This window comes from Kitasatospora sp. CM 4170 (assembly GCF_032110285.1).
Classification (GTDB): Bacteria; Actinomycetota; Actinomycetes; order Streptomycetales; family Streptomycetaceae; genus Kitasatospora; species Kitasatospora aburaviensis.
In genome coordinates this window covers 5,937,325-5,958,368 of sequence record NZ_CP134877.1, presented here as the reverse complement: position 1 = coordinate 5,958,368, position 21,044 = coordinate 5,937,325, and the positions used below count along the sequence as shown (strand labels likewise).

Sequence of the window (21,044 nt, the reverse complement as noted above, 5' to 3'; positions counted from 1 at the left end):
TTCGGCGGCCTACTCGGAGGGCTCCAGCCCGGCCCGCAGCAGGCCGTAGGTGTAGGCGTCCTCCAGGGCCAGCCAGGAGGCGGCGACCACGTTGTCGGCCACCCCGACGGTGGACCAGGCGGCGGTGCCGTCGGTGGACTCGATCAGGACCCGGGTCTTGGAGCCGGTGCCGTGCTGGCCCTCCAGGATGCGGACCTTGTAGTCCACCAGCTCCAGCTTGGCCAGCTGCGGGTAGATCCGGTCCAGCGCGGTGCGAAGCGCCTTGTCCAGGGCGTCGACCGGGCCGTTGCCCTCGCCGGTGGCGATCCGCCGCTCGCCCTTGGCCCAGAGCTTGACGGTGGCCTCGTTGCCGGCAAAGCCGTTGGGTCCCTGCTCGCTGATGGTCCGCCAGGACTCCAGGGTGTAGAAGCGCTCGCGGCTGCCGCGCACCTCGTCGCGGAGCAGCAGCTCGAAGGAGGCGTCGGCGGACTCGTAGGTGTAGCCGAGGTTCTCCTGCTCCTTGACCTTGGCGACCACCCGGCCGGCCAGGTCCCGGTCGGTGGAGAGGTCGTAGCCGAGCTCCTTGCCCTTGAGCTCGACCGAGGCGCGGCCCGCCATGTCGGAGACCAGCATCCGCATGGTGTTGCCGACCGTCTCCGGGTCGATGTGCTGGTAGAGGTCCGGGTCGACCTTGATCGCGGAGGCGTGCAGGCCGGCCTTGTGGGCGAAGGCGGAGTGGCCGACGTACGGCTGGTGGGTGGAGGGGGTCAGGTTGACCACCTCGGCGATGGCGTGCGAGATCCGGGTCATCTCGGCGAGGCTGCCGGCCGGCAGCACCCTGCGGTCGTACTTGATCTCCAGCGCGCCGACCACCGGGAAGAGGTTGGCGTTGCCGACCCGCTCGCCGTAGCCGTTGGCGGTGCACTGGACGTGCGTCGCGCCGGCGTCCACCGCGGCCAGGGTGTTGGCCACCGCGCAGCCGGTGTCGTCCTGGGCGTGGATGCCGAGCCGGGCGCCGGTCGCGGCCAGGACGTCGGCGACGATGTCGCGCACGCCGGCCGGCAGCATGCCGCCGTTGGTGTCGCAGAGCACGACGACGTCCGCGCCGGCCTCGTGCGCGGCGCGGACCACCGCGAGGGCGTAGTCGCGGTTGGCCTTGTAGCCGTCGAAGAAGTGCTCGCAGTCGATGAAGACCCGGCGGCCCCGTTCACGCAGGTACGCCACGCTGTCCCGGACCATCTCCAGGTTCTCGTCCAGCGTGGTGCGCAGCGCCAGTTCGACGTGCCGGTCGTGGGACTTGGCGACCAGGGTGACGACCGGTGCGCCGGAGTTGACCAGGGCGGCCAGCTGCGGGTCGTCGGCCGCCCGGCCGCCCGCCCGGCGGGTGGCGCCGAAGGCGACCAGCTGGGCGTGCCTGAGGTCCAGCTCCTCCGCGGCCCGGGCGAAGAACTCGGTGTCGCGGGGGTTGGCCCCGGGCCAGCCGCCCTCGATGAAGCCGACCCCGAACTCGTCCAGGTGCCGGGCGATGGCCAGCTTGTCGGCCACCGTCAGGTTGATGCCCTCCCGCTGCGCGCCGTCGCGCAGGGTGGTGTCGAACACGTGGAAGCCGTCGTCGGTACGGCTGACCTCGGTCATGGCCCTTGGTTCTCCGTTCGGGGAGGTTCGTACTGCTCTGCCGGATTGCAAGTCCCGGCTCCACTGTCCAGCATCCCGCGCGCGGTCCCGGTGTCCCTGGGCCCCTTGTGGGGGCTCCCGGCCGGTCCGGGGAAACAAAAAGACCCCTCGCGGGTGCGAGAGGTCTGCGCGCGGGTCTGGACGCTGGTGGTCGCTCCGCATCGGGTAGTGCGGAGCGGTCACTGCGGACCGGCGCGCCTGCTGCTAATAATCAGCGAAAGCGAGGACACGCTCGCAGTCTGGCACAGCGATCCGCGATCCGGCCCGGCCGTCTCGGTATCCGAAACGGCGCGGGCCGGAGGGGGTCCGGTGCCGGACGGTCCTTCGAGATCAGACGATCTTGTGCAGCCAGCCGTGGGTGTCGGGGGCCTGGCCGCCCTGGATGGCGAGCAGCGCCTTCCGCAGCTCCGTGGTGACCGGGCCGGGCTCGCCGGCGCCGACGGTCCAGTCGCCGCCCTGGGACTTGACCGAGCCGACCGGGGTGATGACGGCGGCGGTGCCGCAGGCGAAGACCTCGGTGAGGGTGCCGTCCGCGTTGCCCTGCTTCCACTCCTCGGTGGAGATCTTCCGCTCCTCGACCGCGTAGCCGAGGTCAGTGGCGAGCTGCAGCAGCGAGGCGCGGGTGATGCCGGGCAGCAGCGCGCCGGAGAGCGCGGGGGTGACGATCTTCGCGTCCTTGCCCTCGCCGAAGACGAAGTAGAGGTTCATGCCGCCCATCTCCTCGACCCACCGGTGCTCGGCGGCGTCGAGCCAGACCACCTGGTCGCAGCCCTTGGCGGCGGCCTCGGCCTGGGCGACCAGCGAGGCGGCGTAGTTGCCGGCGCACTTGGCGGCACCGGTGCCGCCCGGCGCGGCCCGGACGTAGTCCTCGGACAGCCAGACCGAGACCGGCTTGACGCCACCGGGGAAGTAGGCGCCGGCCGGCGAGGCGATCAGCATGAAGAGGTAGGAGTTGGACGGGCGGACACCCAGGCCGACCTCGGTCGCGAACATGAACGGGCGCAGGTAGAGGCTCTGCTCCGGCTCGTTCGGCACCCAGTTCTGCTCCTGCTGGACCAGCAGCTCGACGGCCTCGACGAAGGTCTCGACCGGCAGCTCCGGCATCGCCAGGCGGCGGGCGGAGGCCTGGAAGCGCTCGGCGTTGGCCTCCGGGCGGAAGGTCGCGATCGAGCCGTCGGTCTGGCGGTAGGCCTTGAGGCCCTCGAAGATCGCCTGACCGTAGTGGAGCGTCATGTTGGCCGGGTCGATCTCGATCGGCGCGTACGGCTGCAGCTGCGCGTCGTGCCAGCCCCGGCCCTCGGTCCAGCGGATGGTGACCATGTGGTCGGTGAAGATGCGTCCGAAGCCGGGGTTGACCAGCCGGGCCTCGCGCTCCGCGACGGACAGCGGGTGGGCGGAGGGCTTGAGATCGAACGTGATGGGCGCCTGGGTGGGCGTGCTCATGGCTGTGTGTCCTTCACCGTGGGGTTGGTCCGGGCCGCCTCCGCAGGTGAACGTTTCGGCACAACGGCCCCGAAACGGACGCACAACGGCACGGCCCACTGTCGATACTCGCATCCAGAGGGCCGTGCCGAACAGTTGCGAGCTCCTTGGGAAGCTGCAAGCTGCGGTTATGCGCGTGTGCGCTCCGGCCCTGTCAGCCGGAACACCGCTTGTCGGTTCCGGCCCGTGTCAGCCGGAACGGCACATGTCGGTTCCGGCCGGTCAGCCGGATACTCGGGCGGCGAGCGCGTCGCCGACCTGGGACGTCGTCCGGGTGCCGGTGCGCTCGGCGAGGTCCGCGGCGACCGCGGCCTCCACCGCGGCGGCCTCGGCGGCGAAGCCGAGGTGGTCCAGGAGCATGGCGACCGAGAGCACGGTGGCGGTCGGGTCGGCCTTGCCCTGGCCGGCGATGTCCGGGGCCGAGCCGTGCACGGGCTCGAACATCGACGGGAACTCCCCGCCGGGGTTGATGTTGCCGCTGGCGGCCAGGCCGATACCGCCGGTGACGGCGGCGGCCAGGTCGGTCAGGATGTCGCCGAACAGGTTGTCGGTGACGATGACGTCGAACCGCTCGGGCTGGGTGACGAAGAAGATGGTCGCCGCGTCGACGTGCAGGTAGTCGGTGGTGACCTCGGGGAACTCCCGGCCGACCTGCTCGAAGATCCGCGTCCACAGGTGGCCGGCGTGGACCAGCACGTTGTTCTTGTGAACCAGGGTGAGCTTCTTGCGCGGCCGCGCCTGGGCCCGCCGGTAGGCGTCCCGGACGACCCGCTCGATGCCGTACGCGGTGTTGAGGCTGACCTCGGTGGCCACCTCGTGCTCGGTCCCGGTGCGCAGCGTGCCGCCGTTGCCGACGTACGGGCCCTCGGTGCCCTCGCGGACGACCACGAAATCGATCTCCGGCTCGCCGGCCAGCGGGGACTTCACCCCGGGGAAGAGCCGGCCGGGGCGGAGGTTGATGTGGTGGTCGAAGGCGAACCGCAGCTTCAGCAGCAGCCCGCGCTCCAGCACACCGGACGGCACGCTCGGGTCGCCGATCGCGCCGAGCAGGATGGCGTCGTGGGTCTTCAGCTCCGCCAGCACGCTGTCCGGCAGCGTCTCGCCGGTGCGGTGGTAGCGCCGGGCGCCGAGGTCGTACTCGGTGGTCTCCAGCTTGACGTCGGCGGGCAGTGCGGCTTCGAGGACCTTGAGGCCTTCGGCCACCACTTCCTGGCCGATGCCGTCACCGGGGACAACTGCGAGACGAATGGTGCGAGACATGCTCGGACCCTACTCCGCCGTCCCAGTCACTGACACCTGGTGTCCACTATCCGGACGAACGTCAGGTGAGGTCGATGTCGACCGGGAACGGCCGTTCGAGCTTCAGCTGCTTGTGGTGGATGCCGGTCAGCCCGTACGACTGGGTGGCCGGGTCCAGCTCGTAGGTGTGGACGACCGGACGCCCCTCCTCGTCGCCCTCGACCCGCCAGAAGTGCGGGATGCCGGCGGCGGCGTACTTGCGCGGCTTCACCTGGCGGTCGCGCTCCCGGGACTCCTCGGAGACGACCTCGATCACGAGCAGGACGTCCCCGGGCTCGCAGGACGTGCGCCTGGAGTCGGAGTGCGCGCGCTCGTCGACCACGAGCAGGTCGGGCTCCGGCCGGTTCCGCACGTTCAGCCGCACCGTGATCTCGCGCCACACCCGCCACCCGGCCGGCACCGCGTCGTCGAGGGCCCGCTCCAACCGCTTGAGCGTCGACATGTGGAACAGCGTCTGCGGACTCACGAAGATCAGGCTCCCGTCGAGCAGCTCGGTGTGCGGCGGGAGATCGGGCAGCCGGTCGAGGTCCTCGGCGGTGTACCCCTCAGCCGGGGGCCGGAGCCAGTCCGGGTACGGCTCGATGGTCATGATTCCTCCCATGCGGGCATCCTGACGGGCGCTCTCAGGCTACTCGCCGGAGTTCCCCCTGCCGTCCCTCCCGCGAGGGAGCGCGTGATGCGGTGTCCGCGCCGGGGGCGCGCCTATGCTCGCGGGCATCCGGATCCGGCATTGCTCGCAGAACGGGGCAGAACACCATGGGCGCGCGGTGGCGGGAGGCACGGGTCTGCGGGGTGGCGGGCGGCGCGGCGACGGCGGGGTACGCGCTCGCGGCGGCGCTGCACGGGGCCTGGCCGCCGGGGGCGGCGGAGGTCGCGGTGCCGTTCCACGCCCAGCTCTGGGACCTCGCGCACGGGCGGGCCCCCGGCGATCTGCTGTTCACCTGGAACAGCGGCTACGGGGCGCCCTTCCTGGCCGACTTCTTCGCCAACCTGATGAACCCGTTCTCCTGGCCCGCCGTCCTGCTGCCGCGCGGCCAGGGGCAGCTCGCGGTGTTCCTGACCGCCCTGCTCAGCATCGGGCTCGGCACCGCCCTGATGGCCCACGTGCTGGGCCGGCTGCACGCCGGGCCGCACTGGCTGCGCGCGGTGGCCGCGCTCGGCTACGGGCTCTGCGCCTGGGTGCCGACGGTCGGCGGGGCGGCACCGATGTGGCTCTGGGGCCTGGTCTCGCTGCCCCTGCTGGTGCTGGCCGGGGACTGGTGCCTGCACGAGCGGCGCTGGGTGGCCGGCTCGCTCTGCGTCGCGCTGGCCTGGGCGGGCAACCTCTACACCGCCGCCATGGCCACCCTCACGGCCGGACTGGTCCTGGCGGTGCGGCTGCTCGCGGTGCGGCGGCCGTTCAAGGCCGCGGTCCGGACCACCGGCCGGGCGGTCACCATGGCCGCCGCGGGGATCGCGCTCGCCGCGCCGGTGCTGTTCACCGCCGTCCGGGCCGCGCAGGAGGCGCAGCCGGAGTCCCCGGTGCAACCGCTCGGCCCGTCCGGCCTCGGCGGGCACCTGGCGCAGCTGCTGCCGGGTACGGGCGGTGGCCCGCCGGTCCCGGACGTCTCGGTCGGCCTGTTGGGCCTGCTGCTGGTGGCCGGACTGCCGTTCAACCGCAGGGTCCGGCCCCGGGAGCGGGCCGTCTGGTGCGGGCTGCTGGCGCTGGTGGTGCTGAGCTTCGTCTGGACGCCCACCGTGCTGGTCTGGCACGGGCTGGCCATCCCGGCCGGCGGCCCCTACCGGGTGGCCTTCGTGCTCAGCGGCCTGCTGGTGCTGGCCGGGTGGGTCTCGCTCGCGCACCGGCCGGACCGGTGGACGCTGCTCGGCGGCGCCGCGGTCGTCCTGCTGGTGGCCGCGATCGCCGCCGCCCGGCACACGGTGCCGGTCTCCACCTGGCTGCTGCTGGCGGTCGGCGGCGCCGTCCTGCTCGGCGCGCTCGGGACGCTGGAGCTGCGGCACACCGACCGGCGGGCGGGCGCGACCGCCACCGCGGTCCTGGGCTGCGCGGTCCTCGGCGGCCTGGTCTGGTCGGCGTACGCGGCGCTGGGCGGCCCGGCGGGAGCGACCGCCACCGGGGCGTCCGTCCGGGCGGCGTACGCGGCGGTGCGGCAGTCCGCCGACTGGCCGCGCGCCCGGACCGATCCCGGACCGCACTCCTTCACCCCGAACGACCCGCTGCTGCTGGACGGCCAGGGCGGCGGCTACGCCAGCGGCTACCTGCCCACCGTGACAGCCCTGCTGCTGCACGACCTCGGCGCGGGCTGGGCGGCCGGCGGGCGGCAGACCGCGAGCGTCACCGACCCGGTCGGGCGGGCGCTGTTCGCCGTCCGTACCCAGCTGGCCGACGGGCCGACGCCGGCCGGCTTCACGGTCGTCCGGGCCGCGGCCGCTCCCCCGCTGGTCACCGTGGTGCCACCGGGCCGCGCACCGGACACCTCCTCGGTCTGGTCCCGGCAGGAGTCGCTGCTCGGCTCCCCCGTCTACGACGTCCCCGAACCGGTCCCGGACGGCGGGCCGGCCCCGACCGCGCACGGCACGAGCGGCTGGTCCGTCCCCGCGACGCCGGCCGGGGCGGACGGCACCGCGTTCGCGGCGGTCTGCACGCCGGGCGGTACGGCGTACTTCCACGGGGTCTGGTTCGCCGGCACGGTGAGCGCCCTCGGGACGGCCTACCGCAGCGACGGCGAGCAGCCGACCACCGCCGTGCCGATCCACGAGCTCGGACCGGTGCCCGCGGACGGCCGCGTCCGGGTCGTCCTGCACGCGGACGCCGTCACCCAGGTCCCGGCTCGGCCGATCGGCTGTCTGCGGCCCGGCGCGCTGGAGGCGGCCGTGGCCCGGCTGACCCGGACCGGCGCGACCCGGGTGGCCGCCGGCGGCCACACCGTCACGGCCGCGCTGCCGCCCGGCAGCACCGGGACGGCCCTGCTCTCCGTCCCGGCCGCCACCGGGTGGACCTGCGCGGCGGACGGCGGCACGTCCCGGGCGCCTGTTGCGGTCCTCGGCATGGTGGGCGTGCCGCTGGGCGCCGGTGCGGACCGGATCGGCTGCTCGTTCCGCCCGCCGGGCCTCGACGAGGGGCTGACGGTGGCCCTGGCCGCGGCCGCCGTCACGGCGCTCGCCGGCGTCCTCGGCCGCCTTCGTCACCGCCCCACCCGCCCGCCGCGGCGCGTGCGCCGCCGCCCGGCCGAGCGGTCCCGGCACGAGGGCGTGTCGGGCCCGCGGTCCGGCTGAGCTCCCCGGAGGACACCCCGGAGCCCCCACCCGCAGGGCGGGCAGGGGCTCCGGCGGATCGTTCGGGAGCGGGTGGCTCAGGGCAGGGCGAGGATCTGGCCGCGCCGCCCGTCCCGGTTGAAGTGGTGGAGCAGGAGGACGCGCGACGGGTCGCCGTCGGCCCGGTGGATGTCGAGGACGGTGCCCGGCGGCAGCGCGGCGGCCACCGCGGCGGGCCCGCCCGGTCCGGTGCGGACGTCCACGGCGGGGTGCAGCACGTCGATCGTGAGCGTCGGCCGGGTGCCGCGCAGGCCGATCGCCGAGAAGGCCTCCGCCGGGTCCGGCTTGCCGGCCGTGGCGGCGCCGGTCCAGAGGCCGTAGCGGACGGTGCTGTGGCCGGGCTTCACACCGGGGAGGGCGCTCAGCCGGACGGGGAGCACCAGCACGTCGCTGTCCAGCAGTGCGGTGTCGGTGTCGCCCCAGCGGGCGTTCAGTGGCTGGACGTCCAACTCGGCGCCGGTTCGGGCGTCCAGGGTCCGCGCCACCAGGACGTCACTTCCGCGCTGCCGGTCGGCCTTGACCACCGCGTCCGTGACGCCGTCGCCGTCGGTGTCCAGCGAGGCCCGGACGGCGAACACCCCGACCGGCGTGGCGGCCGGCGCCCAGACCTGGGCGCCGAGGTAGAGCGTGCCCTGGCCGTCCGGCACGGCCGGCGCGTCGGAGGCGGCGCCCACCGCGCGCAGGTTGGCCGCCCGGTCGCCGGGGCGTTCGACGCAGACGGCGTCCGGGGCCTGCGCCTCGGTGCTGTCCTCCGGGACGATTCCGGCGCCCGGGCCGACGGCGGCGCCGCTGGCGGGCGGGCAGTCGGGCCAGCGGGCGCCCTCGCCGCCGAGCGCGAACGCGCTGAGCAGTCCGGGCTGTTCGGCCGGGGCCGGGGTGCCGACGAGGGCGGCCAGCGCGCCGGAGCGGGTCAGCCGGGTCGGCGCCGCCGCGGTCAGGTCGGAGGCCGGCCGCGGAGCGGCGAAGACCGGCACCCGCAGCCCGGGCAGCGCCGGGTCGGACTCGGGGGTGAGCAGCAGCCGGCCGGAGAGCTCGCCCCGGTAGCTGCGGGCCCTGCCGCCCTGGAAGGTGGCGATGGTGGGGTCGGGGGTCCGGCCGAGCCGCCCGGGGACGGTCAGCGTGACCCGGACCCGGGCGGTGCCGCCGGCCGGGACGTCGATCCGTTCGGGCGTCACCACGAAGGCGGCGCCCGGCAGTTCGGTGGCGGCCGCGTAGCCGGTGCGGTACGACGCGGCCGTGCCGGAGAGGTTGCGGACCTCCACCTCGCGCACGTCGCGGTACGCGCCGCCGACCGGGACCGGGCCGAAGGAGACGCCGACGGCGCCCTCGACCGCGCCCTCGCCGGCCGCGTAGGCCACCGCGGGGGTGCGGACGGCTCCGTCCACCCTGACCCGGCCGGCGCCGGTGCGCTCGGGGCCGTAGACCGGGCCGGTGCCACCGTCGCCGAGCCAGGTGTCCCCGGCGGTGTTCATCAGCGCGGCCTTGACCTGCTCGACCGTCCGGTCGGGGTGGGCGGCGCGGACCAGCGCGGCCAGACCGGCCACCAGCGGGGTGGCCATCGAGGTGCCGTCCTCGCGCTGGCCCCCGGTGCCGCTGCCGGCCTTGGCGGACCAGATGGTCTCGCCGGGCGCGGCGAGGTCGGGCTTGACCACGCCCGGCACGCCGATCCCGCGCGAGGTGAAGTCGGTGAGGGTGTCGGTGCGTTGCGGCTGGTCCTGCGGGACGACGCCGTGCAGCGTGTTGCCGGGGGCGGCGAGCCGGACCTGCACCGGGCCGTCGGCCGCACCGGTGCGCAGCCGCTCGCCGTCGGCGTGGCCGAGCAGGGCGACCGGGATGCGGTCGTTGCCGGCGATCTCGGCGAGGTGGTCGTCGTCGGCGGCCAGCAGGGCGCCGATCGCGCCGGCGTCGGCCGCGTGGTCGGCCCGCGGGCCGGAGCCGCAGGCGCGCTCGGACTCGCGGGTGCTCCAGGCGAGCACGGCGATCTTCCCGGCGAGCCGCTGCCGGTCCGCCTCGGTGAAGGCCGCGCAGCCGTCGGGCTGGTCGACGGGCACGGCGAGCAGGCCGCTGACGTCGGCGGTGGCCCAGTCCTGGTAGCGGCCGCTCCAGTGGGACGGGACGACCGCGGCCAGCGGGTCCGGGGCGAGCACGGTGATGCCGTCGGCGTCGCTGTGCGGGTCGACGGAGGCGGCGACGGCGATCGCCCGGGGTGCGGTGCCGGGGCTGCCGCCGATGCCGTGGACGTCGCCCTCGTTGCCGGCCGCGGCGACCACCACGGTGCCCAGCTCGGCGAGGTGGTCGACGGCGATCGCGTCGGCGTCGTCGGGCGAGCCGAAGCGGCTGCCGAGGGAGAGGTTGACCACGTCCAGCCGGTCGCCCAGGTCGCCGTCGCCGTCCGGGTCGGCGGCGACGTCGAGCGCCTGGGCGAGCTGGTCGGTGGCGCCGTCGCAGCCGAAGACCCGGATCGCGTAGAGCTGCGCGCCGGGGGCGGCGCCGGGGCCGACCCGGAATCCGGCCGGGTCGAGCCCGGGCCGGTAGGGCCCGGCGTACGGCTTGCCGTCGGCGGTGACGCCGAGGCCGGCGGCGGTGCCGGCCACGTGGGTGCCGTGCCCGTTGAGCGCGCAGTCGATCGGGTTGCCGTCGGGGTGCGGTTCGGGCTGGTAGGCAGGGGAGGACGGGTCCGGGTTGTAGTCGTCGCCGACCAGGTCGCGGCCGCCGACCACCTTGGCGCTCGGGAAGAGGCCGGGCGGGGCCGGCCGGGCTCCGTCGACCGCCTTGAACGCCTCCTCGGTGCCGGGGCCGCCGAAGTCCGCGTGGGTGTAGTCGATGCCGCTGTCGACGATGCCGATCCGCACCCCCTGCCCCGTGTTCCCGTCGGCGCCGGCCTCGCCGGACGGCCCGGCCCAGACGCCCGGCGCACCGGTCAGCGGCACGGAGTGCGCGTTGTCCCGCTGCTTGCGGACGATCGGGTGGACGGCCTCGACCCCGGGCAGCGCGCGCAGGGCGGGCAACCGGTCGGCCGGCACCGTGACGGCGAGGCCGGTGAGCAGGGTACGGGTGCGGTAGAGCTCACGGGCGGTGGGCGCCGCACCGTGCACGGCCGCGGCCAGCCGGTCGAGCGCGCCCTGGGCGCGGGACCGCTGCCCGGCCCCGGCCGCGGCGGCCTCGCGGCGCACGGCCTCCGGGGAGCGCTGGGCCCTCCTGGCCTCGGCGGCGGCCCGGCGCCAGGCGGGGCCGGCGGCCTCGGTGCCGAGCTCCAGCAGGACGGAGGCCTCCCGCTCGCCCGGCGGTGCGGCCGTCGGCGGGCTGCCGGCCGCCGGGGCGGCGGTGAACAGCGCCGGCCCCGTCAGCAGGGCCAGGGTGAGGCCGATCCGGACGATCGGACGACGGACGGGTGGCTGACGCACTGGGCCCTCTCCCCCGGCAAGGGGGACTGATCCGCACGCCGTGTCGCTGACGCCCGCCCGCGCGGACGCCGATCACCCTTCCCGGGCCCCACATATAGGAGGCCCGCGCCGGGGAGTGCGAGCAACATCCCTCCAACGGGCGCCACTTGCACTCTCCCGGGTGACTCCGCGTCAGCCCGGACGGGCCAATGGGCGGATGAACGCCACGGCGGACGCGCCGGGCCGCGAGGGCCGCCCGGACGCGAGGGCCGCCCGGACGCGAGAACCGCCCGGACGCGAGGGCCGCTCAGAGGTGGCCGGTGACGCCGCCGTTGTCGCGGCGGTCCAGCGCGCGCTGCAGCGCGGCGGCGGCGAACGGGGTCCGCTCGGTCTCGCGGCGGCGGCGCGGGGCGCGGGCGGTGGTGGCGGCGGGGGCGGGGGCGGCGTGGCGGTCTGCGGTGGGGGGCATACCGGGCTCCTTGGCGAAGAGGGGCACGCGAGGGCGCGCGGAGGGGGTTACGTAAGGAGGGAGGTACGCGGAGCAGGGGTCGCCTGCCCTCGGGGCGCACGGGCACACACGGGCCGCGGGCCCTGGCTACAGGGGCGGCACACCGTATGGCTCTTCCAAGGTACGGCCATGCCCCTGCCGTGTCTGCACGAATACTTGGATTTCCTAGTATCTGAGACGGGTGTCACCCGGAGCGCCGAGCACGCCCTCGAATCCGCCGCCCCCGAACGCCGCAGGGCCCGTACCGCCGGCGGCGGTACGGGCCCTGCGTGGCTCCCGGGCAGGCCCGGGGCGTGCTCAGGCGCCCAGGTCGACGGAGCGGGCGAAGCGCGCGCCGATCTCGGCGGCGATGGCCGACAGCACCTCCTGCGGGATCTGGCTGTCCACGGTGATGGACGCCAGCGCGCCACCGCCGTCGCGCGCCACCTGCATGCCGGCGATGTTGATGCCGGCGTCGCCGAGGTGGCGGCCGAGGACGCCGACCACGCCGGGGCGGTCCTCGTACTTGAAGAACGCCATGTGGTCGGTGAGCGCCACGTCCACGTCGAAGGCGTCCACGCCGACGATCTTCTGGGTCTGCTTCGGGCCGGCCAGGGTGCCGGAGATGGCGATCTCGCCGCCGTCGGCCAGGGTGCCGCGGACGGTGATCACGTTGCGGTGCTCGGGGCTCTCGCTGGAGGTGGTCAGGCGCACCTCGACACCGCGCTCCTGGGCGAACAGCGGGGCGTTGACGTAGGACACCGTCTCCGCCACGACGTCCTCGAACACGCCCTTGAGAGCGGAGAGTTCGAGCACCTTGACGTCGTGCTGGGTGATCTCGCCGCGGACCTCGACGTCGAGGCGGACGGCCACCTCGCCGGCCAGCGCGGTGAAGATCCGGCCGAGCTTCTCGGCCAGCGGCAGGCCCGGGCGGACGTCCTCGGCGATCACACCGCCCTGGACGTTGACCGCGTCCGGTACCAGCTCGCCGGCCAGCGCCAGGCGCACCGACCTGGCGACCGCGATGCCGGCCTTCTCCTGCGCCTCGTCGGTGGAGGCGCCGAGGTGCGGGGTGGCGACCACGTTGTCGAAGGCGAACAGCGGGGAGTCGGTGCACGGCTCCTTGGCGTAGACGTCCAGGCCGGCGCCGGCCACCCGGCCGTCGCGCAGGGCGCTGGCGAGCGCCTCCTCGTCCACGATGCCGCCGCGGGCGGCGTTGACGATGCGGACGGTCGGCTTGACCTTGTGCAGCGCCTCGTCGCCGATCAGGCCGATGGTCTCCGGCGTCTTCGGGAGGTGGACGGTGATGAAGTCCGAGACCTCCAGCAGCTCCTCCAGCGAGACCAGCTTGACGCCCATCTGCGCGGCGCGGGCGGCCTGGATGTAGGGGTCGTACGCGACGATCTTCATGCCGAACGCGGACATCCGCTGGGCGACCAGAACGCCGATCCGGCCGAGGCCGACGACGCCGAGGACCTTCTCGCTGAGCTCGACGCCGGTGTACTTGTTGCGCTTCCACTCGCCCTGCTTGAGCGCGGCGTTGGCCGGCGCGATGTTGCGGGCGACGGAGATCAGCAGGCCGCAGGCGAGCTCGGCGGCGGTGACGATGTTGGAGGTCGGTGCGTTGACGACCATCACGCCGGCCTTGGTGGCGGCCGAGACGTCCACGTTGTCCAGGCCGACGCCGGCCCGGGCGACCACCTTGAGCTTGCGGGCGGCGGCCAGCGCCTCGGCGTCCACCTTGGTGGCGGAGCGGATCAGGATGGCGTCGACGTCGGCGATCGCGGTCAGCAGCTCGGTACGGTCCGCACCGTTGCAGTGGCGGATCTCGAAGTCGGGGCCGAGGGCGTCGACGGTGGCGGGCGACAGCTCCTCGGCGATCAGCACAACGCCGGTTGTCACAGTGTTAGCAGTGCTCACGACAGTGTGTCCTTAACTGTCCGGTTCCCCCGGCACGTAGGTGGCGTGGAACGCGGGGGGAAGGTGGCATGCCGCGTAGGTAGACGCACGACGCTGTGGGCCTGACGCGCACTCGGAAGTGTATCGACGGGCTGGGTGCCAGGCTGCTCCCGTCCGGCGAAATCACCCGGACGGGAGCAGCCTAGTTGTACAAGGCTCCTGCGGAATGCGGCAGGACCGCGGTCGGACCGGAGTCCGAGCGGGCTCAGGCCTTGTCGTTCACCCAGCTCATCAGCGAGCGGAGCTTCTTGCCGGTGGTCTCCAGCAGGTGGTCCTCGTCGGCCTTCTTGTACTCGTTGTACTTCGGCAGACCGGCCTTGTACTCGGCGATCCAGGTGTTGGCGAAGGTGCCGTCCTGGATCTCCTCCAGGACCTTCTTCATCTCGGCCTTGGTGGCGTCGGTGATGATGCGCGGGCCGGTGACGTAGTCGCCCCACTCGGCGGTCTCGGAGACCGACCAGCGCATCTTCTCCAGGCCGCCCTCGTACATCAGGTCGACGATGAGCTTCAGCTCGTGCAGGCACTCGAAGTACGCGATCTCCGGCTGGTAGCCGGCCTCGACCAGGGTCTCGAACCCGGCCTTCACCAGGGCGGCGGTGCCACCGCAGAGGACGGCCTGCTCACCGAACAGGTCGGTCTCGGTCTCCTCGGTGAAGGTGGTCTTGATGACGCCGGCCTTGGTGGCGCCCAGGCCCTTGGCGTACGAGAGCGCCAGGGCGAACGCGTTGCCGGTGGCGTCCTGCTCGACGGCGACGATCGCGGGGACGCCGCGGCCCTCCTCGTACTGGCGGCGGACCAGGTGGCCCGGGCCCTTCGGGGCGACCATGCAGACGTCGACGTCGGCCGGCGGCTTGATGAAGCCGTAGCGGATGTTCAGGCCGTGGCCGAAGAACAGGGCGTCGCCGGCCTTCAGGTGCGGCGCGATGTCCTGGGCGTAGACGTCGGCCTGGATCGGGTCCGGGACCAGGATCATGATGACGTCGGCCTCGGCCGCGGCCTCGGCGGGGGTGACCACGCGCAGGCCGGCCTCCTCGGCCTTCTGGCGGGACTTGGACTCCGGCTTCAGCCCGACCCGGACGTCCGCACCGGAGTCGCGCAGGGACAGCGCGTGGGCGTGGCCCTGGCTGCCGTAGCCGATGACCGCGACCTTGCGGCCCTGGATGATGGACAGGTCGGCGTCGTCTTCGTAGAACAGCTCGGCCACGGGGGCACATCTCCTTGCGTGATGGTCTTGCCGGGTACTGCGTTTCCTACGGTACGTGGACCCGGCGGGGGTGTGGGGCGGTGCTTCAGGGGGTGAGACGGCGCGCGTCGGCGCTGGTCACGCCGGTGGCGGGCGCGCCGTCCCCGGGGGTCACGCGCTGCGGTCGAGGGCGCGCAGCGAGCGGTCGGTGATCGACCGGGCGCCGCGCCCGATGGCGACCAGGCCGGACTGGACCAGCTCCTTGATGCCGTACGGCTCCAGCATCCGGAGCATCGCCTCCAGCTTGTCCGAGCTGCCGGTGGCCTCGATGGTCACCGCGTCCGGGGACACGTCGACCGTCTTGGCGCGGAACAGCTGGACGATCTCGACGATCTGCGACCGGGTCTCGTTGTCGGCGCGGACCTTCACCAGGACCAGTTCCCGCTGGATCGCAGCGGCCTGGTCGAGCTCGACGATCTTTATCACGTTGACGAGCTTGTTGAGCTGCTTCGTGACCTGCTCCAGCGGGAGGTCCTCGACGTTGACCACGATGGTCATCCGGGACACGTCCGGGTGCTCCGTCGGGCCGACGGCGAGGGAGTCGATGTTGAAGCCCCGACGGGAGAACAGCGAGGCGATGCGGGCGAGCACGCCGGGCTTGTTCTCGACCAGGACGGAGAGGGTGTGCTTGGACATGTGTCTCGGTTTCCTCGGTCGCTAGGGGTGTCCGGCGAGCCGGTCGAAAGAAGGGGGGCGACGGGCGGCGGGCGGGCCGTCAGTCGGTGTCGTCGCCGAAGTCGGGCCGGACGCCCTTGGCGAACTGGATCTCGTCGTTGCTGGTGCCGGCCGCGACCATCGGCCAGACCATGGCGTCCTGGTGGACGATGAAGTCGATGACCACCGGGCGGTCCTCGATCTCCATCGCCTGCTTGATGACCGCGTCGAGGTCCTCGGGGCGCTCGCAGCGCAGGCCGACGCAGCCCATCGCCTCCGAGAGCATCACGAAGTCCGGGATCCTGGTGCCGCCCTGGACCGGCGGCTCGACGCCGTCGTGGTCCGGGCCGGCGTGCAGCACGGTGTTGGAGTAGCGCTGGTTGTAGAAGAGGGTCTGCCACTGGCGGACCATGCCCAGCGAGCCGTTGTTGATGACCGCGACCTTGATCGGGATGCCGTTCAGCGCGCAGGTGACCAGCTCCTGGTTGGTCATCTGGAAGCAGCCGTCGCCGTCGATCGCCCAGACCGCCGTGTCCGGCAGGCCCGCCTTGGCGCCCATCGCGGCCGGGACGGCGTAGCCCATGGTGCCCGCGCCGCCCGAGTTGAGCCAGGTGCCCGGCTTCTCGAACTGGATGAACTGCGAGCTCCACATCTGGTGCTGGCCGACGCCCGCGGCGTAGATCGCGTCCGGGCCGACCAGCTTGCCGATCCGCTCGATGACCTGCTGCGGGGAGAGCTGCCCGGACGGGGCCGGCTCGTAGCCCAGCGGGTAGGTCTTCTTCCACTCGTTGAGCTTGGTCCACCAGTCGGCGTAGTCGGCCTTGTGGCCGGCGTCGAACTCGGCCTGGACGGCGACGATCAGGTCCGCCAGGACCTCGCGGGCGTCGCCGACGATCGGCACGTCGGCCGGGCGGTTCTTGCCGATCTCGGCCGGGTCGATGTCCGCGTGGACGATCTTGGCGTACGGGGCGAAGCTGTCCAGCTTGCCGGTGACGCGGTCGTCGAAGCGGGCGCCCAGGGTGAACAGCAGGTCCGACTTCTGCAGCGCGGTGACCGCGGGGACGGTGCCGTGCATGCCGGGCATGCCCAGGTGCTGCGGGTGGCTGTCCGGGAAGGCGCCGAGCGCCATCAGGGTGGTGACCACCGGGGCGCCGGTCAGCTCGGCGAGGATCCGCAGCTCGGCCGTGGCGTGCGCCTTGATCACGCCGCCGCCGACGTACAGCACCGGGCGCTTGGCGCTCACCAGCATCTTCGCGGCCTCGCGGATCTGCTTGGCGTGCGGCTTGGTGACCGGGCGGTAGCCGGGCAGCGAGGTCTCGGCCGGCCAGCGGAAGGTGGTGGTGGCCTGCAGGGCGTCCTTGGCGATGTCCACCAGGACCGGGCCGGGGCGGCCGGTGGCGGCGATGTGGAAGGCCTCGGTGATCACGCGCGGGATCTCGGCCGGGTCGGTGACCAGGAAGTTGTGCTTGGTGATCGGCATCGTGATGCCGCAGATGTCCGCCTCCTGGAAGGCGTCCGTGCCGATCGCCTTGGAGGCGACCTGGCCGGTGATGGCGACGACCGGCACCGAGTCCATGTAGGCGTCGGCGATCGGGGTCACCAGGTTGGTCGCGCCCGGGCCGGAGGTGGCCATGCAGACGCCGACCTTGCCGGTCGCCTGGGCGTACCCGGTGGCGGCGTGGCCGGCGCCCTGCTCGTGGCGGACCAGGATGTGGCGCACCTTGGACGAGTCCATCAGCGGGTCGTACGCGGGAAGGATGGCCCCGCCCGGGATGCCGAAGACGGTGTCCGCGCCCACGGCCTCGAGCGAGCGGATGAGCGACTGGGCGCCGGTCATGGTCTCGACGACGTGCTGGGGAGCGGGAGCGTGGGCGGCCGGGGTGTCCCCGCGGCGGGGGGATGCGGCGTGCTCAGTCATCTGCCTGTCTCTTCTCGGTTTCTGCCGGCCCTGGTGGCTGCGGCCCCCGTTGTCGAGGGTGGGGTACCGCTGGTCGGGCCGATCGCCGGCTCTGCCCCAATCGTCCCGCTTTTTCCTGGTAAATCGGAGCAGTTCGGGCGATCGGGGCCAGGAGGTCTTGCCTGGTGGAACAGCGTCAGTGCAACAAAAAACCCCTCGTGCCAAGGGCATGCGAGGGGTGGCGCGTCGGTCTCTCACGAGCAGGGCATGGCCCGCTCAGCCGACGCGCCCGCCAAGTACGAGAATTCGGGTGCGCATGGCAACGACCTTCCTCCCGTGCGGGGCCGACTGTCAAGCAGGTGGGACGACAGTCTCGCCATGCGGACCCCGTCCTGGACCCGCCACCGCACGGTGTTCGGGCAGGTCGGAGGCGCCGTGGTGATGTTCGACACGCCCTGCGCCGGACTCCCCCCGGCCACCCGGACGGGTGTCGGGGGCCAGGAAGCCGCGGCGGGCCGTGAGCGGGCCGAGCGGTCTCGGCAGCGGGTACACCCGCCGGGCCAGCGCGCGGCGCAGTCTGGTCTCCTCCAGCGGCGGGGCGAAGGCCGAGCCCTGCCCCTGCCGGCAGCCCAGCTCCTGCAGCACGGCGACCTGGCGCGGCAGGTCCACCCCCTCGGCGGCGGTGCCCAGCCCGAGGTCCCGGCCGAGCCGCAGGGCGTGCCCGGCCAGGGTTCTGCCGAGCCCGGACTCGCCCAGGTCCTGGACCAGCGTGCGGTCCAGCTTGAGCGAGTCGAAGGGCAGCCGGGCCAGCGCGCCGAGCGAGCCGTTTCCGGCCCCGAGGCCGGCCAGCGCGGTGGAGACGCCCAGCCGGCGCAGCGCGGCCAGCCGTCTGCCGAGCTCGTCGGCGAGTGCGTCCGAACCCATCCGGGCCACCTCGACGACCAGCTGGCCGGCCGGCAGCCCGCTGTCGCGCAGGGCCGCGACCACCGCCTCGTAGGTGCCGGGCGAGCAGAGCCGCTCGGCCGAGAGGCGGACCGAGACCGGGACCGGCGCCGACCCCGAGCGGGCCCGGCCCGCCGGCCCGCACCGCTGCGCGGCGGCGCCCACCGCCTCGTGGATCAGCCAGCGGGAGAACCTGGCGGCCGCGTCACCGTGCTCGGCGGAGCGCAGGAACTCGGCGGGGGTGAGCAGCAGGCCGTGCGCCGAGCGCCAGCGGGCCTGCGCCTCGACGCCGGTGACGGTTCCGGTGGCGAGGTCGACCACGGGCTGGTGCAGCAGCGTGAAGCCGCCCTCGCGGACGGCGACCCGCAGCCGCTCGTCCAGCTCGGTGCGGCGCTCCAGGTCGGCCCGCATGGCCGGGGTGTAGAGCACCACCCGGCCCTTGCCCTCGGACTTGGCCCGGTACATCGCGAGGTCGGCGTTGCGCATCAGCTCGTCGGTGGCGGCTCTCGGGTCGGCGGCCGGGCCGCGCTCGGGGGTGCCGAAGGCGATGCCGATGCTGGCCGCGACGCTCAGCTCGGCCCCGCCGATCCAGTACGGCTCGGAGAGCGCCACCCGCAGCCGCTCGGCGAGCTCCTGCACCTGGAGCCGGCCGAGCGGTCCGCAGACCAGCGCGGCGAACTCGTCGCCGCCGAACCGGGCGACGGTGTCCCCGCTGCGCACCGCGCCCTGCAGCCGGCGGGCGGCCTGCACCAGCAGCTCGTCGCCGACCTGGTGGCCGGCGCTGTCGTTGACCGCCTTGAAGCCGTCGAGGTCGAGGAAGAGCACCGCGATGCCGGCGCCCGCCCCCTCCTGCGGCCCGCGGGTCGTGAGGGCGGCCCGGAGCCGCTGGGCGAAGAGCGCCCGGTTGGGCAGGTCGGTGAGCGGGTCGTGGGAGGCGTTGTGCTGCAACTGGGCCTGCAGCATGACGCGTTCGGTGACGTCACGGCTGTTCAGGATCAGGCCGTCGCGGTACCGGTCGACGGTCGACTCGACGTGCAGCCACTCGCCGGAGCCGGAGCTGATCCGGCACTCCACCCGGGCCGGGGAGGCCTCACCGGTGGCCCCCGGCGACCGGTGGGCCAGCAGCCGGCCGCGCGCCAGGAAGCGGCGGACCTCCATCAGCACGCGGTCCACGTCCTCGGGGTGGACGAGGTCGAGCAGGTTGCCGCCGACCAGCTCCTCCGGGTCGCGGCCGTAGACGCCGAGCGCGGCCGGGGAGACGTAGGAGAGCACGCCGTTGGCGCCGGCGATCATGATGACGTCGCTGGAGCCCTGCACCAGGGAGCGGAAGTGCGCCTCCTTGTGGGCGAGTTCCTGGGCGAGCGAGAGGTTGTCCAGCAGCATCACGCCCTGGCGCAGGATCAGCGCCAGCCCGACCGTGCAGGCGGCCGCGGCCACCACCCGGTCCAGCGGGCGCCCGCCGAGGGCGTTGTAGAGGATGCCGGCGGTGCAGACGGCGGCCGCCGCGTACGGGGTGAGGGCGCTGAAGGTGGTGGCCACCCGGCGGCGGGGCAGGCCGCCGGCCGAGGGGTGCTCGCGCAGCGGCCGGCGCCAGCGCGGCGACCACGGCGCCCAGGCCAGCAGCAGGCTGCCGGCGAACCAGCCGGCGTCCAGCAGTTCCCCCGAGTGGTAGCTGTTGCGCAGCTCGGGCGAGGTGAACAGGGCGTCGCAGAGCACCGTGACGGCCAGGCCGATCATGGCGGTGTGCACCGCGGCCCGGTTGCCGTCCCGGCCGCCGAAGCGCAGCCCGACCACCAGGCTGACCAGCAGGATGTCCAGCACCGGGTAGGCCAGGTTGAGCGCCAGCCGCAGCGGGGAGCCGTCCTCGCCGGCGGCGATCCGGCCCAGCGCCAGGCTCCAGCTGAGCGTGAACAGCGAACCGGCGACCAGCCAGCCGTCCAGCATCAGGCAGAGCCAGCCGGCCGCGCTGCGCGGGCGCTGGGCGAGCACCAGCACGCCGGTGATGGCGAGCGGGGCGAAGAGCAGGAACGCGTACTCGGCCAGGGTGTCCTGCGGGAGCGGGGTGCGCTCGACCAGCTCGTACCAGCCCCAGGTGCCGTTCCCGAAGGCGACCATGAGCGAGGAGAGGCCGAACAGCAGCCAGGCCGGGCGGGCGTGGCCGCCGACCGTACAGCCGTAGGCGAGGCAGGAGAGCGCCGCCGCGAGGGCCGCCGCCGCCAGCCCGAAGTCCCCCATGAAGACGGCGAGTTGGCGGGAGCCCCAACCGATGGCCGCGCCCAGCGCGTAGGCCAGGCAGAGACCGCCGAGGACGGCGCCGGGCAGGCTGCGGCTGTCCAGCAGCCGGCGGACCGGGCCGCGGCGGTCGACGGCCGGGCCCACGTCGGCGTCCGACACGCCCGGCCGTCCGGTTCCGGGCAGCACCGCATCGGTGGAGCTCACTCGGCCTCTCCCCCTCCGGCGCGGGACCCGGCGCCCCGGCCACGGACCACCGGCCGCGCAGCTGGTGGCCGTACGCGGTGACCTGTCGCCCCGTCAGGGCGGCGGCCCAGGGGGTGGACGGCCTGCCGGCCGACACACCGCACCGATGTTCCCACTCCGGACCCTACACCACTTCGGTCACTCAATGACACGCACACTCAACTTAGAGTAATGGTGCCGGGGTGGGGAATTGCACCTGATTCCGCCAGAACGGGCCGGTTGGCGGGGGCGCGCACGAGGGGGCTCACGCGG

12 protein-coding genes are annotated in these 21,044 nt (G+C 73.9%); 1 reads left to right on the top strand and 11 read right to left on the bottom strand.

Features of this window, described 5'->3' with window-relative positions:
• Positions 1-9: 9 nt before the first annotated feature.
• From cimA to RMN57_RS25445, 4 genes are all read right to left on the bottom strand, one after another.
• The gene (gene cimA / locus RMN57_RS25460) at positions 10-1,614 is read right to left on the bottom strand and encodes a citramalate synthase (RefSeq protein WP_313765639.1); all 1,605 of its coding nucleotides are present in this window, start codon (positions 1,612-1,614) and stop codon (positions 10-12) included.
• Between the two features lie 369 nt (positions 1,615-1,983).
• On the bottom strand, positions 1,984-3,096 hold the full coding sequence (locus RMN57_RS25455; RefSeq protein ID WP_313765638.1) for a branched-chain amino acid aminotransferase: 1,113 nt from the start codon (positions 3,094-3,096) through the stop codon (positions 1,984-1,986).
• 261 nt (positions 3,097-3,357) lie between these two features.
• Entirely contained in the window at positions 3,358-4,395 is a 1,038-nt protein-coding gene (locus RMN57_RS25450) for a 3-isopropylmalate dehydrogenase (RefSeq protein WP_313765637.1), read from the bottom strand.
• Positions 4,396-4,456: 61 nt separating this feature from the next.
• Entirely contained in the window at positions 4,457-5,035 is a 579-nt protein-coding gene (locus tag RMN57_RS25445) for a Uma2 family endonuclease (protein ID WP_313765636.1), read from the bottom strand.
• A gap of 155 nt (positions 5,036-5,190) precedes the next feature.
• On the opposite strand from RMN57_RS25445, the gene RMN57_RS25440 reads away from it, so the two are divergent.
• Positions 5,191-7,710: a YfhO family protein gene (locus RMN57_RS25440; RefSeq protein WP_313765635.1), complete on the top strand. Its 2,520-nt coding sequence runs from the start codon at positions 5,191-5,193 to the stop codon at positions 7,708-7,710.
• Between the two features lie 77 nt (positions 7,711-7,787).
• Here the strand turns inward: RMN57_RS25440 and RMN57_RS25435 are convergent, their stop codons facing one another.
• The 7 genes from RMN57_RS25435 to RMN57_RS25405 all read right to left on the bottom strand — a co-directional run bounded on the left by RMN57_RS25435 (position 7,788) and on the right by RMN57_RS25405 (position 20,654).
• The gene (locus tag RMN57_RS25435) at positions 7,788-11,153 is read right to left on the bottom strand and encodes a S8 family serine peptidase (RefSeq protein WP_313765634.1); all 3,366 of its coding nucleotides are present in this window, start codon (positions 11,151-11,153) and stop codon (positions 7,788-7,790) included.
• 286 nt (positions 11,154-11,439) lie between these two features.
• The gene (locus RMN57_RS25430) at positions 11,440-11,601 is read right to left on the bottom strand and encodes a hypothetical protein (RefSeq protein WP_313765633.1); all 162 of its coding nucleotides are present in this window, start codon (positions 11,599-11,601) and stop codon (positions 11,440-11,442) included.
• Positions 11,602-11,937: 336 nt separating this feature from the next.
• Positions 11,938-13,521, bottom strand: coding sequence for a phosphoglycerate dehydrogenase (gene serA / locus RMN57_RS25425; RefSeq protein ID WP_238951333.1), 1,584 nt, complete (start codon positions 13,519-13,521; stop codon positions 11,938-11,940).
• 262 nt (positions 13,522-13,783) lie between these two features.
• Positions 13,784-14,782: a ketol-acid reductoisomerase gene (ilvC, locus tag RMN57_RS25420; RefSeq protein WP_313765632.1), complete on the bottom strand. Its 999-nt coding sequence runs from the start codon at positions 14,780-14,782 to the stop codon at positions 13,784-13,786.
• A gap of 150 nt (positions 14,783-14,932) precedes the next feature.
• Positions 14,933-15,457 carry an acetolactate synthase small subunit gene (gene ilvN, locus RMN57_RS25415; protein WP_238951331.1) on the bottom strand — a complete coding sequence of 175 codons (525 nt, stop codon included), beginning with the start codon at positions 15,455-15,457 and terminating at the stop codon, positions 14,933-14,935.
• Positions 15,458-15,536: 79 nt separating this feature from the next.
• Positions 15,537-17,393: an acetolactate synthase large subunit gene (locus RMN57_RS25410; protein WP_313765631.1), complete on the bottom strand. Its 1,857-nt coding sequence runs from the start codon at positions 17,391-17,393 to the stop codon at positions 15,537-15,539.
• Positions 17,394-17,723: 330 nt separating this feature from the next.
• Entirely contained in the window at positions 17,724-20,654 is a 2,931-nt protein-coding gene (locus RMN57_RS25405) for an EAL domain-containing protein (RefSeq protein WP_313767961.1), read from the bottom strand.
• Positions 20,655-21,044: the final 390 nt, after the last annotated feature.